Genomic DNA, 12,997 nt, shown 5'->3' with positions numbered 1-12,997 from the left:
TACCGGCTTGTCAGCGTGGCGCTCCGGATACAGTGGGATACATTTCATCATTTCGCGCGTGGTTGGTACTGCGCACAATCGCTATCGCCAGCCCGGCAATCACCAGCGTCAGCGCGGTGGAAACCCACATTGCGCCGGCGATCCCCAGCGTTTTGTTTAGCCACGCATAGGCAAACGGCGATGCCGCGGCCATAAGCTGTGCGGGAATGAGCAGCATGCCGGTGCGGCGGGCATAGCTTTCGGCGCTGAAAAGCGTCAGCGGCAGGGTGGCTTTTACTATCGTCATCAGCCCGTTGATGGCGCCGTAGCCCAGCACAAAACCAGCGGCACACCCGACAAACAGCGAGCTGCTTAACCCGATAACAAAGCAGAGCGGCATGGCGAGGGCGGTCAGGAGCGTCAGGTTGAGCGGGGTTAAGCGTGCACCCGCCAGCACCTCCGTGGCGCGTGCGCCCGTCTGGCCAACTCCCCACAGCATGCCGATGGCGACCGGCAGGCCAAAACTGGCAATAAACTCTGGCAGATGGGTGGACGTGCCGTTAGAGACAAAGGTCATGAGGGCAATAAACGTGGCATACCGCCAGCCGTTACGCCGTTCCTCGCGCACGGGCGGCGCGGTAACGTGCGGGGGGGCCGCCAGCTGCTGGTGGGGAAGCGTGCGAATCAGCACCGCGCTCAGCAGGCCAAAGAGGGCGTAGATCTGCAATGCGTGTTGCCAGCTCATCACTTTCAGCAGCCCATCACCCAGCGGCCAAAAAACCGCTGATGCCAGACCGCCAGCGAGCGTGATGCGCGAGATCGTTCTGCGTGCCTGCTGGCCGTACAGGTTCACCAGCGCGGCGAACAGCGCATCATACAGCGACAGCCGCATCCCGATACCGGCAACCAGCCAGGCACCGTACCAGCCGAACAGCGTCTGCGTATATGCCATGCCCGCGCAGCTTGCGGCAATCAGTAACGTTCCGCTCATCACCACGTTCTGCCCGCCAGCGTACGCCAGCAGTCGGGCGACAAAAGGGGAGACCATCGCCATTACCAGCATCGCCAGCGTCAGGCCGAGGTAGAGCTGCGGTGATGACCACCCCCGGTCGGCCACAATCGCCTGGGCAAAGGTCCCGGGCATATAAAACGAGATCCCCCAGTTGATAAGCTGATGACAACCTGCCCGGAGGGCGAGGTGACGGGGAAGGGCAGGTGTTTTCATTGTTTTTCATTCCGTTATGCAGTTGTCCTGAGCATAGCGAGCGCGCTATTGTGCTGGCAGGTCAGTCACCTTATGCGCTGTATAAGAGAAACTTTGAATGACAACGCTCAACCTGGGCTATCTCGCGACGTTCCGTCTGGTTATCCAGCGCGGCAGTTTTTCCGCGGCGGCGGACCTGCTGGGCATTTCCCAGCCGGCCGTCAGCCTGCAAATCCGCCAGCTGGAGCAGTTTCTGCAAACCCGGCTGGTAGAGCGTACCGGGCGGGGTATCAAACCCACGGCTGCCGGGCAGGCGTTGCTGGTGCACGGGGAGCGTATTCAGCAGGCGGTGGATGAAGCCATTCGGTCCGTGAGTGAGTTCAGCCACGACGTGAGTGGCACCATTACGCTTGGTACGGGCGCAACGGCCTGCATTCATCTTCTGCCGCCGCTGTTACAGCAGCTCGGACGTGACTATCCGCTTCTCAGAGTGGGCGTGACGACCGGCAATACGCTCGACATCGTCCGGGCAATTGAAGAAAACCGTCTTGATATGGGGCTGGTGACGTTACCGGTGAGCGGAAGAGCGCTCGACGTTACGCCGGTGATGGACGAAGAGTTTGTTTTTATCGCGTCGCTGGACCAGCAGGACGGTTTTCAGCCGTTGACGCCCGCTGCGTTGCACGCGCAGCCATTCATTGCTTTTGAATCAGGCAGCGGCACCCGGGCGCTGATCGACGGCTGGTTTGCGGCCGAGGGGCGAATCCTCACGCCGGTGATGCAGCTGGGCAGCATCGAGGCGATCAAGCGGATGGTACGTGCGGGGCTTGGCTACAGTATCGTGCCGCGTATGGCCGTAGACCTGGCGGCTGACCGCGAAGGGCTATGCGTGATGTCGCTCACCCCCGTGCTGCAGCGACAGCTGGCTGTGGTGATGCGCCAGGATAAAATCCTGAGCAAAGGAATAGCAGGGATAATTCGGATATTACAAAATCCTTCGACGCGTTAGCGATCGGCTGAATCAACGGTCAGGCTGGATTGCTGTGACTGGGCCTTGTCCTGATGGTGATACCAGGCGCCAATAGAGGAGTAAACGAAGCGGCCGAAGAAAAACAGGAAGCTGATAAGCAGTATGATGCGGGTCATCCGGGTGTTGAACTGATGTCGTTTTCGCATACGCGTGGCCTGACTCACTGTGTTTTTCCTGGGCATGCCCTTTTGGGCGACAGGGATATTAAGGCACAGCGGGAAGAGAGGGTCAATTCGCAAATGTGTAAATAACCGTCAATAGTTACATTAATTAATGTTATTGAAATTAATAATTGCATTTACCATATTGATAATATGAAGAAAACTATTTCAAAAAAAATGTAAGAAAGGATCGTTTGAGTAAATTAGTTTGATTTAAGTCAACGGTTTCCCTGGCCTGGTATTTAAAATCCCACCTCCATACTGTTCGCCCCGCACGTTGTCGGGCGGCAGGTACGTCAGGTTGGATGCCTGTCTTCATTTCCCTCTGGAGCGAAAGGGGTTTAAACGGGCATCTATGAACATTATTTCTTTCCTGAAAAACAATAAAGACCGCTGGTGGGCTTTACCGCTTATTTTACCGGTGGGTTTACTGCCTGTATTAAGCGTTGCCAATACCTTTACCCGATTGGGCGATGGTCTGGTGGCACTCTATTATTTACCTCTCTCCTTTCTGCTTTCGGTGATGATGTTTTTTGGTCTGGAAGCGCTTCCCGGCATCGTATTGTCACTGTTCATCCGCTACTACCCGTCGGTTGGGTTGTTCGAAACCATTGCCGGCATTTTTCATTTTATTGTCCCTGTTGTGCTCAGCTGGGGGGGGTATCGGGTGTTTGCGCCCAGACGCAGCATGACGGCTTACGGGGATGTCAGACTGATGGCGCAGCGTATCTTCTGGCAGGCCTTTTGCCCCGCGACGCTGTTTCTGGTGCTGTTCCAGTTTGCCCTCTATCTGGGGGTGTATGAGAGCCGTCAGAGCCTGGAGGGGTTGACCCCGCTTAATATTCGCACGCTGATTAACTATCAGGCGCTGCTGGTCAGTGGGCTGACGGGCGTGCCGTTAAGCTATTTACTGATCCGTCTGATTCGCCATCCGCGGTATATCAGAAGTCTTGTCTCGCAGGTGCGAATGCAGATAGACAAAAAGGTGACGGTCATTGAATTTCTGCTGTGGGCCATTGCGCTTGGCGGGCTGCTTACCCTGCTGCTGCTCCCGATGAACGAAAACAGCTCGATTTTCACCACCAACTACACCCTGTCGTTGCTGATGCCGGTGATGCTCTGGGGAGCGATGCGGTTTGGCTATAAACTGATGTCGCTTATCTGGACCCCGGTGCTGCTGGTGTCTATCCACTATTTTTACCGTTATATCCCTCAACAGTCCGGATATGACATTCAGCTGGCAATTACCTCTTCCAGCTATCTGGTCTTTTCGTTTGTGGTGATTTACATGTCGATGCTGGCTACCTGCCAGCGCGCCGCGAATAAACGTTCCCGCAGGCTGGCGCTACTCGACCCGGTTGTCCATATGCCGAACCTGCGGGCCTTGTCGCGCGATCTTGCTAAAAACCCGTGGTCGGCGCTCTGTCTGCTGCGCATTCCGGAGCTTGAGGTGCTGGGCCGAAATTACGGGGTGTTGTTGCGGATCCTGTATAAACAGCAGCTGGCGCAATGGGTCAATGGCACCTTGCAGCCCAGTGAGCGGGTCTATCACCTCACCGGCTGTGACCTGGCGGTTCGCCTTAACGCGGAATCGCACCAGCAACGCATTGAGGCGCTGGACGAGCATATTAAACAGTTCCGCTTTGTCTGGGATGGGATGCCGCTGCAGCCTCAGGTGGGCGTGAGCTACTGCTATGTGCGCTCACCGGTGACCCATCTCTATCTGGTCCTCGGTGAACTGGGGGTGATTGCCGATCTGTCGATTTCGACCAACCATCCGGAAAATCTGCAGCAGCGCGGTGCTGTCCATCTCCAGCGTAGCCTGAAGGACAAGGTTGCGATGATGAGCCGTCTGCAAAGTGCGCTCGACAGTAACGCGTTTACTCTGCTGGTCCAGCCGGTTTGCGGCGTGCGGGGCGATTGCTACCACGAGGTGTTGCTGCGGATGTCGGATGCAAACGGGGCGTTGCTCTCTCCCTTGCAATTCCTGCCCGTCGCCCAGGAATTTGGTCTGTCGTCGCGGGTTGATTTGTGGGTACTGGAGAACACGCTACGCTTCCTGGCAGAGCATCGGGTAAATCTGCCTGGCCAGCGTTTTGCCATTAATCTGGGCCCTTCCACCGTGTGCCGTGCGCAGTTCCCGGCTGAGGTGAGTCGTCTGCTGGCGAAATACGCCGTCGAACCCTGGCAGCTGATATTTGAAGTGACCGAGTGCAGCACCTTCGGCAGTGGTGAGCAGGCGTTACATACCCTCAGGAAGTTGCAAAAAATGGGGGTACGCATTGCGATTGATGATTTCGGTACCGGCTATGCGAGCTACGCGCGGCTGAAAAGCGTGGACGCCGATATCCTTAAGATAGACGGAAGCTTTATCCGCAATATCGTCAACAACAGTCTGGACTATCAGATAGTGGCCTCGATTTGCCATCTGGCGCGAATGAAGAAAATGCTGGTGGTCGCCGAGTATGTCGAAACAGAAGAGATACGTAGCGCGGTTCACGCGCTAGGTATCGATTATGTACAGGGTTATCTGATTGGCAGACCGGTGGCGCTTGAGTCACTGCTGGAAGCAGAGGCGTCGCCGGTCGAGACCTGAGCCGTTACGCCGCGACGTCTGAGCTCTCTTCTTCGATTTTGAGTAGCCAGCCGGTGACCGCTTCCCAGTACTGCTGCTCTTTTTCCAGATCCAGCAGCACCAGCGCATTCTGGCTAAACCAGTCTGGCGGGAAGCTCAGGGTCCAGTGGTTGTCATCCGTTTTGAGCTTCAGCGTGGGCGGGGTGGTGGTGGCCTGACGCTGGTTATTGAGCAGCACGCCGAGACGCAGCAGCTGGATAAGCGGCAGGAATTGCTTCTTCTTAAACAGCGTGAAGCGCGGCAGATCGTCAAGCTTGATGGCTTTACGATGGTAGCGCACCAGGGTCGCCATCATAGTTTGCTGCTCCTGGTTGAAGCCAGGCAGATCGCTGTTTTGCAGGATATAGGCTGAGTGGCGGTGCATTCCGCTGTGGTTAATATTCAGTCCCACTTCGTGCAGCATCGCTGCCCATTTCAGCAGGGCGGCAAGCTGCGGATGCGCCAGCTTAGGGTTCTGCTCCTGCCACTGGTCGTATATCTGAACGGTTGTTTCCAGCACGCGCTTCGCCTGTTCACGGTCGATATTGTACTGGTTTGCCAGGCTTTGTGCGGTGCGGCTACGAATATCCTGATGGCGGAAACGGCCTTCCATTTCATACAGCACACCTTCACGCAGCGCGCCGTCGGAAAGACGCAGCTCTTTAATTGCCAGCGCATCAAATACGCCGCACAGAATAGCCAGCCCCGGTACGAATACCGCTTTGCGCTCGTCGGAAAGACCCGGCAGGCTTAAGGCGTCAAAGCTTTTATGTTTCAGCACCTCTTCGGTCAGCAAGGTCAGGCGCTCTGGGGTGATAAACCCATCTTTTTCACCCATCGCCAGCAGCACTTCATGTGCCGCTTTGATGGTGCCCGATGCGCCCAGCGCTACGTTCCAGCCCTGAATACGGTACTGCCAGGCCAGGTTCTCCAGTTTCTGGATTGCGGCCATGCGCGCGCGCTGGAAGTTTTCGCGGCTGATTGCGCCACCCGGGAAATACATCTGCGCAAAGCTGACGCAGCCCATACGACGGCTTTCGACCAGACGCGGCTCAAAATCTTCGCCGATCACCAGTTCCGTAGAGCCGCCGCCGATGTCGATGACCAGCTTGCGTCCTTTTTCCGGCTGAGTGTGTTCAACACCCATGAAAATCAGACGGGCTTCCTCGTTACCGGAGATGATCTCAATGGGGTAGGGGATCACTTTTTCGGCCCGCTTGAGGAATTCAGGCGCGTTCAGCGCCTGGCGCAACGTGTGGGTGCCCACAATGCATACGCTGGAGGGCGAGAAGCCCTGCAGGCGTTCAGCAAACAGCGACAGGCAGTTTAAGCCTCGCTCCATTGCCTCTTCGCTGAGCATGCTGCGCTCATCAAGACCATCCGCCAGGTGTACACGCTGCTTCAGACGACCGATGATCTGCAACGCGCCATCCACCTCACGGGCGATGACCATGTGGAAACTGTTAGAACCAAGATCGACCGCGGCGAATTCCTGCGGGCGTGGGGTCTTATCATTTATCGGCATAGGTTAATCGGGTTGCTCGAGTGATTTGATATAGTCGTAAATCGCCAGTTGCGACCGCACTTTACGGCGATTGCCGCGCGGTACATAGCGGTTACTGAGTTCTTTGTCGATATAGCGTGCTTTCACCGTATCGCTGAACAGAATCTCGATGATATCGAGGATCTGCTGCTTCAGCCGCGGATCCAGGAGCGGTGTCGCGACTTCAATTCGGTAGTCAATATTGCGCGTCATCCAGTCTGCAGAAGAGAGATAGACCTGTTTATCACCCGCATTATCGAAAATATAGACCCGATCGTGTTCCAGGTAGCGGTCAACAATGCTGATCACGCGAATATTGTCGCTGATGCCTTCGAGTTCAGGGATCAGTGAGCACATACCGCGTATCAGCAGATTGACCGGAACGCCGGAGCTGGACGCCGCATACAGACGATCCACCAGTCCTTTGTCGACCAGGTTGTTGAGTTTCAGCGTAATGCCCGACGACAGCCCTTTCTGGGCATTGGCGATCTCTTTATCGATCATGTCGTACAGCAGGCGGCGTGAGTTCTGCGGCGAGACCAGCAGATAATCGAAGCTGACCGGGCGGTACGGGTTCTCAATAAAGTTGAACACCCGGCGAACCTCGTTAGTGATGCGCGCATCGGCAGTCAGCAGCGAGTAGTCGGTATAAATTCGCGCGGTTTTTTCGTTAAAGTTCCCGGTCCCGATGTGGGCATAACGCACCACGTCCTCCCCCTCTTTACGGGAGATAAGGAACAGCTTGGCGTGAATTTTCAGCCCGGGCGCTGAGAAGATAACGTGGACACCGGCTTCCGTCAGACGGCGCGCCCAGTGAATGTTTGCCTCTTCGTCGAAGCGTGCCTGCAGCTCAACCACCACGGTCACTTTTTTGCCGTTGTGCGCCGCATGGATCATCGCGTCGATGATGCGGGAATCTTTTGCCACACGGTAGATGTTGATTTTGATCGCCAGTACGTTCGGGTCGAACGAAGCCTGACGCAGCAGTTCCAGCACGTGTTCAAACGTATGGTACGGATAGTAGAGCAGGACATCGCGCTCGCGAATGGCGTCGAAACCGTTGCGGAATTTATCGAACCAGAGATGGCGCAGTCGCGGCAGCGGTTTGTTCACCAGATTGGCCTTGCCGACGTTCGGGAAGCCAATAAAGTCTTTAAAGTTATGGTAACGACCGCCCGGCACGATGGAGTCATAGCGAGAAATGGTCAGCTTGTCGCGCAGCATTTCCACCATGGCATCTGGCATATCGCGCTGATAAACAAAGCGCACCGGCTCCGCCGTCAGGCGCTGTTTCAGGCTGGATGACATCAGCTCCATCAGGCTGGCTTCCATCTCGTGCACCAGATCGTATTCGGCGTCACGGGTCATCTTCATGGAGTAGGCGTTTAACGCGTCGTAATCGAAGAAGCCCTTGAAGATGTCGTCCAGGCAGTAACGCAGGATGTTATCGAGCAGGATCATTGGCTTGCGTCTGCGCGGGGTTTCCGGCGGCAGGTTCACAAAGCGCGGCACCTTATCGGACGGAATCTCAAGCAATGCGTAACGAATCGTGTCGCCACGAATAATTTCCACCGCGAGGTAGGTGTAGTCATCTTTCAGGAACTGCACCAGATCGGTTTCGCGGTTGATCAGAATAGGGGTAATGTGCTGGCGCAGGTAATGTTTGAAATAGTGACGCAGCCAGGTTTGTTGGTTAACAGAAAGCTGCCGCTCGTTAATCAGGAAGATTTGATTGCGTGCCATTTCCAGCAGCAGTTCGTTATACAGGCCGTCAAACTCCTGATCGGCTTTCAATACGCGCGACTGAATTTTGCCCAGCAGATGGCGCGAGTGAGAGTTTAAGCCCTGTTCTTCGCTGATGATGATTCGCCGTTTCAGTTCGGCAAAGCGAACCTTGTAGAACTCATCCAGGTTGTTGGAATAAATCCCCAGAAAACGCATACGCTCGATAAGCGGGTTACTTTTGTCTGCCGCTTCCTGGAGTACACGTTCGTTGAATGCTAACCAGCTTAGCTCTTTCTCGATATATAACTTTTCCTGACCCATTACAGCTCACACTCCAGTTCAATCACAGGACGTGGTAAATCCGTCTCGTCCTTATTATGGCGAGCATTTCCACGATATGTCCAACAGTGCCAGAAAAGTATGACAGTTATTTTTTTTCTGGGGGATTTTAGAGGGTTGGGGGAAGGGCATGTCGGGAAGCGCGGTGCTCACCCGACAGTGAAGACCACAGGCCCGTGCAGGCGTCGCGCCGCCGGGCACATCAAACAAACTACTCGTCAGCGGCATAACCCTGTGCAGGGAGCCTGACGCCGTCCAGCCAGGCGGCACCGTCGCGCATCTGAAGACGCCCGTCAACAAACCAGCTTACCACCAGAGGATAAATGGCGTGTTCCTGCGTCTGCACGCGTTCGGTAACATCGTCTTCGCTGTCACCTTCAAAGACCGGCACTTTTGCCTGCAGGATCACCGGCCCGCCGTCCAGCTCGTCGGTAACGAAATGCACGGAGGTACCGTGCTCTTCATCGCCGTTTTCCAGAACCTGACGATGGGTGTGCAGGCCGGGATATTTCGGCAGGAGGGAAGGGTGGATATTCAGCAGACGACCAGCGTAGTGCCCGACAAAGGCCGGGCTCAGGATACGCATATACCCCGCCAGCACGACAACGTCAGGCGCGTAGGCATCAATCTCCTGAACCAGTTCCCGGTCAAACGCTTCACGTCCGGAAAACTGGCTGGCTTCCAGCGCGTGCGCGGGAATGTTCTCTTCCCGGGCACGTTCAAGGCCGAACGCGTCGGCCTTATTGCTGAATACTGCCCGAATGGTGCCGTTGATTTTCTTCTGTTTGCAGGCGTCAATTATCGCCTGCAAATTGCTTCCGTTACCGGAAATGAGCACCACAATGTTTTTCATTCAATGACCACACGCTGTTCGGAATCGGATGCTTTGATAATACCGATTTTCCACGCGTTTTCACCTTTGTCGGTCAGCAGTTTAATCGCCTTATCCGCTTCGCTTGCTGGCAGCGCGATAACCATGCCCACGCCACAGTTAAAGGTGCGGTACATCTCGTGTGAACTCACGTTGCCCGCAGTCTGCAGCCAGTTAAAGACGGACGGCCACTGCCAGGACGATTCGTCAATCACCGCCTGGGTGTTGTCCGGCAGTACGCGCGGAATGTTTTCCCAGAAGCCGCCACCGGTCAGGTGGGCAATGGCGTGCACGTCAACCTTCTCAATAAGCTCCAGCACGTTTTTCACGTAGATGCGGGTCGGCGCCAGCAGATGGTCAGCCAGTGGCTTGCCATCAAGCTCGGTGGTCAGTGGATCGCTGCCGCTCACGTCGAGGATTTTACGCACCAGAGAGTAGCCGTTCGAGTGCGGGCCGCTGGAGGCCAACGCGATCAGCACATCACCATCAGCCACTTTACTGCCGTCGATAATTTCTGATTTTTCTACTACGCCAACGCAGAAGCCTGCGACGTCATAATCTTCGCCGTGATACATACCGGGCATTTCGGCGGTTTCACCACCGACCAGCGCACAGCCAGACTGCAGACACCCTTCGGCAATGCCGTTAATGACGCTTGCTGCGGTATCCACGTCCAGTTTCCCAGTCGCGTAGTAATCCAGGAAGAACAGCGGCTCTGCGCCCTGAACCACCAGGTCGTTAACACACATCGCGACCAGATCGATACCGATCGTGTCGTGACGTTTTAAATCCATCGCCAGGCGCAGTTTCGTCCCTACACCATCAGTACCCGAGACCAGAACAGGTTCACGATATTTTTGCGGCAGTGCGCACAGTGCGCCGAATCCACCCAGACCACCCATCACTTCCGGGCGGCGGGTTTTTTTCACCACACCTTTGATTCGGTCAACCAGCGCATTACCTGCGTCAATATCAACACCGGCATCTTTGTAGCTGAGAGAAGTTTTGTTGGTCACGGCTCAAGTCCCCACGCGATTGCATAGCTAGTAAGAAAAATCGGCGCAATTCTAACAGTCCAGGCAAACGTTTGCGAGCCTATTCTCGGCGAGAGGATTTTTTTTTCAGCAGGCCCTGCGAATGCGCCTAAAGTTGAGTCTGTTCACGAAAATGAAACCGGTTTCGGTTTTCTCCTTGCAACAAAAAGCCCCTTTGCACATCATCAGGATGAAACCGGTTTCTGTAATTGTTTTTGCAGAAAATAACGCAGAATGAGGGAAAGTGTATGTCTGGATTCAAAGCAGATTTTCTGTGGGGTGGTGCGGTCGCAGCGCATCAGCTGGAAGGGGGCTGGAACGAGGGCGGTAAGGGGATCAGCGTTGCCGATGTGATGACGGCCGGCGCGCACGGCGTGCCGCGTGAAATCACCAACGGCGTGCTGCCAGGGAAAAATTACCCTAACCATGAAGCCATCGATTTCTACCATCGCTATAAAGAGGACATCAAACTCTTTGCCGAGATGGGCTTCAAATGCTTCCGTACCTCCATCGCCTGGACGCGTATCTTCCCGAAAGGGGACGAGCTGGAGCCTAACGAAGCTGGCCTGAAATTCTATGACGACCTGTTTGACGAGTGCCTGAAGTATGGCATCGAGCCGGTTATTACCCTTTCCCATTTCGAGATGCCGTTCCACCTTGTCACCGAATACGGTGGCTGGCGTAACCGTAAGCTGATCGACTTCTTTGTTCGCTTTGCGGAGGTTGTGTTCAGACGTTACCAGCATAAAGTGAAGTACTGGATGACCTTTAACGAGATCAATAACCAGGCCAACTTCCACGAAGACTTTGCACCGTTTACCAACTCCGGCCTGAAGTACGAGCCGGGCGAAGACCGCGAACCGGTAATGTTCCAAGCGGCACACTATGAGCTGGTGGCCAGCGCCCTGGCGGTGAAGGCCGGGCGCGACATTAACCCGTCGCTGCGGATCGGCTGCATGATTGCCATGTGTCCAATCTATCCGCTGACCTGTGCCCCAGACGATATGATGATGGCGATGAACGCCATGCACCGTCGCTACTGGTTCACCGATGTCCACGTGCGCGGCAAGTACCCGCAGCATCTGCTTAACTACTTTGCTCGTCGCGGTTTCACGCTGGATATCACAGAAGAAGATAACGCGGCGCTGACGCAGGGGTGTGTCGATTACATTGGCTTTAGCTATTACATGTCTTTCGCCACCAAAGCGACGGCGGATAACCCGGAGCTGGATTACGACGAAAGCAAGAGCCTGGTCTCCAACCCGTACGTGCAGAAATCTGACTGGGGCTGGCAGATTGATCCGGTGGGCCTGCGTTACTCCCTGAACTGGTTCTGGGATCATTATCAGTTGCCCCTGTTCATCGTGGAGAACGGCTTTGGCGCCATCGACGTGCAGGAGAGCGACGGTTCGGTGAATGACCAGTACCGTATTGATTACCTTGCCGCGCACATCCGCGAAATGAAAAAAGCGGTGGTCGAAGATGGCGTTGATCTGATGGGGTATACCCCGTGGGGCTGTATCGACCTGGTGTCTGCCGGAACGGGTGAAATGAAAAAACGCTACGGCTTTATCTTTGTCGACAAAGACAATGAAGGTAACGGCACCCTGAACCGCAGTAAGAAGAAGTCGTTTGACTGGTATAAGCAGGTGATAGCCAGCAACGGCGACACTCTTTAATTCCAGCAGAGTAAAAACGCAAAAAGCCGGAGCTTGCCCTCCGGCTTTTTTGCCTCTAAAACACTTTGCTTGATGTACGTCAAGCAAGTTGGGTATGGTGCAATCCGAAAAAAGCGGTATAATCCCGCGATTTTTTTGCGGTTGCCCCCTCAGAGGAGAAAGAGAATGAAGATTGTGGAAGTGAAGCACCCACTCGTTAAACACAAGCTGGGCCTGATGCGTGAGCATGACATCAGCACGAAGCGTTTTCGCGAACTGGCTTCTGAAGTCGGCAGCCTGCTGACCTATGAAGCGACCTCTGACCTGGAAACGGAAAAAGTGACCATCGAGGGCTGGAACGGCCCGGTTCAGGTTGAGCAGATCAAAGGTAAGAAAATTACCGTTGTGCCCATCCTGCGTGCCGGCCTCGGCATGATGGAAGGCGTGCTGGAGCACGTGCCAAGCGCGCGCATCAGCGTGGTTGGGGTCTACCGCGACGAAGAGACCCTGGAGCCGGTACCGTACTTCCAGAAGCTGGTGTCTAACATCGACGAGCGTATGGCCCTGGTGGTTGACCCGATGCTGGCGACCGGCGGTTCAATGATTGCCACCATCGACCTGCTGAAAAAAGCCGGTTGCAGCAGCATCAAAGTGCTGGTGCTGGTTGCTGCACCAGAAGGTATCGCGGCGCTGGAAAAAGCGCACCCGGACATCGAACTCTATACCGCGTCTATCGACCAGGGGCTGAATGAGCACGGGTACATCATCCCGGGGCTTGGCGATGCCGGCGATAAGATTTTTGGTACTAAATAATCGAATAACGATAATGAAGCCGACTT

At 55.2% G+C, this 12,997-nt stretch carries 10 protein-coding genes; 4 read left to right on the top strand and 6 right to left on the bottom strand.

The window, feature by feature from the left end:
* Nucleotides 1–10: 10 nt before the first annotated feature.
* Complete coding sequence (locus tag AM379_RS01760; protein WP_106503393.1) at nt 11–1,204, bottom strand: MFS transporter; 1,194 nt, start codon at nt 1,202–1,204, stop codon at nt 11–13.
* Between the two features lie 97 nt (nt 1,205–1,301).
* On the opposite strand from AM379_RS01760, the gene AM379_RS01755 reads away from it, so the two are divergent.
* The gene (locus AM379_RS01755) at nt 1,302–2,192 is read left to right on the top strand and encodes a LysR family transcriptional regulator (RefSeq protein ID WP_040018114.1); all 891 of its coding nucleotides are present in this window, start codon (nt 1,302–1,304) and stop codon (nt 2,190–2,192) included.
* Here AM379_RS01755 and AM379_RS01750 read toward each other — a convergent pair.
* A complete protein-coding gene (locus tag AM379_RS01750) occupies nt 2,189–2,359 on the bottom strand; it encodes a YfgG family protein (RefSeq protein ID WP_020883056.1) in 171 nt (56 codons plus the stop codon). The genes AM379_RS01755 and AM379_RS01750 overlap by 4 nt on opposite strands.
* A gap of 370 nt (nt 2,360–2,729) precedes the next feature.
* On the opposite strand from AM379_RS01750, the gene AM379_RS01745 reads away from it, so the two are divergent.
* Nucleotides 2,730–4,970: a sensor domain-containing phosphodiesterase gene (locus AM379_RS01745; protein ID WP_106503392.1), complete on the top strand. Its 2,241-nt coding sequence runs from the start codon at nt 2,730–2,732 to the stop codon at nt 4,968–4,970.
* 4 nt (nt 4,971–4,974) lie between these two features.
* Here AM379_RS01745 and ppx read toward each other — a convergent pair whose 3' ends face one another.
* The 4 genes from ppx to purM form a co-directional block, all read right to left on the bottom strand.
* Entirely contained in the window at nt 4,975–6,513 is a 1,539-nt protein-coding gene (ppx, locus tag AM379_RS01740) for an exopolyphosphatase (protein ID WP_020883058.1), read from the bottom strand.
* A 3-nt stretch (nt 6,514–6,516) separates the two neighbouring features.
* On the bottom strand, nt 6,517–8,577 hold the full coding sequence (gene ppk1 / locus AM379_RS01735) for a polyphosphate kinase 1 (RefSeq protein WP_014171133.1): 2,061 nt from the start codon (nt 8,575–8,577) through the stop codon (nt 6,517–6,519).
* Nucleotides 8,578–8,806: 229 nt separating this feature from the next.
* Complete coding sequence (gene purN / locus AM379_RS01730) at nt 8,807–9,448, bottom strand: phosphoribosylglycinamide formyltransferase (RefSeq protein WP_014171132.1); 642 nt, start codon at nt 9,446–9,448, stop codon at nt 8,807–8,809.
* Nucleotides 9,445–10,482 (bottom strand): phosphoribosylformylglycinamidine cyclo-ligase, encoded by a 1,038-nt coding sequence (gene purM, locus AM379_RS01725; protein WP_020883059.1) that lies wholly within the window; start codon nt 10,480–10,482, stop codon nt 9,445–9,447. The genes purN and purM overlap by 4 nt, the downstream gene beginning before the upstream one ends.
* A 266-nt stretch (nt 10,483–10,748) precedes the next feature.
* Between purM and AM379_RS01720 the strand changes: the two genes are divergently transcribed.
* Both AM379_RS01720 and upp read left to right on the top strand, forming a co-directional pair.
* Entirely contained in the window at nt 10,749–12,179 is a 1,431-nt protein-coding gene (locus AM379_RS01720; protein WP_020883060.1) for a 6-phospho-beta-glucosidase, read from the top strand.
* 165 nt (nt 12,180–12,344) lie between these two features.
* Complete coding sequence (upp, locus tag AM379_RS01715; RefSeq protein WP_020883061.1) at nt 12,345–12,971, top strand: uracil phosphoribosyltransferase; 627 nt, start codon at nt 12,345–12,347, stop codon at nt 12,969–12,971.
* Nucleotides 12,972–12,997 lie beyond the last annotated feature (26 nt).

The sequence above is a fragment of the Enterobacter cloacae complex sp. FDA-CDC-AR_0132 genome, from assembly GCF_003010695.1.
GTDB classification, from domain to species: domain Bacteria; phylum Pseudomonadota; class Gammaproteobacteria; order Enterobacterales; family Enterobacteriaceae; genus Enterobacter; species Enterobacter ludwigii.
This window is presented reverse-complemented; position numbering and strand designations above follow the sequence as displayed.

What these genes read in the sequence shown, in the direction of transcription:
- AM379_RS01745 (WP_106503392.1), top strand. Translation starts at nt 2,730, where the DNA reads ATGAACATTATTTCTTTCCTGAAAAACAATAAAGACCGCTGGTGGGCT.
- AM379_RS01760 (WP_106503393.1), bottom strand. Translation starts at nt 1,204, where the DNA reads ATGAAAACACCTGCCCTTCCCCGTCACCTCGCCCTCCGGGCAGGTTGT.
- upp (WP_020883061.1), top strand. Translation starts at nt 12,345, where the DNA reads ATGAAGATTGTGGAAGTGAAGCACCCACTCGTTAAACACAAGCTGGGC.
- ppx (WP_020883058.1), bottom strand. Translation starts at nt 6,513, where the DNA reads ATGCCGATAAATGATAAGACCCCACGCCCGCAGGAATTCGCCGCGGTC.
- purN (WP_014171132.1), bottom strand. Translation starts at nt 9,448, where the DNA reads ATGAAAAACATTGTGGTGCTCATTTCCGGTAACGGAAGCAATTTGCAG.
- AM379_RS01755 (WP_040018114.1), top strand. Translation starts at nt 1,302, where the DNA reads ATGACAACGCTCAACCTGGGCTATCTCGCGACGTTCCGTCTGGTTATC.
- AM379_RS01720 (WP_020883060.1), top strand. Translation starts at nt 10,749, where the DNA reads ATGTCTGGATTCAAAGCAGATTTTCTGTGGGGTGGTGCGGTCGCAGCG.
- ppk1 (WP_014171133.1), bottom strand. Translation starts at nt 8,577, where the DNA reads ATGGGTCAGGAAAAGTTATATATCGAGAAAGAGCTAAGCTGGTTAGCA.
- AM379_RS01750 (WP_020883056.1), bottom strand. Translation starts at nt 2,359, where the DNA reads ATGCGAAAACGACATCAGTTCAACACCCGGATGACCCGCATCATACTG.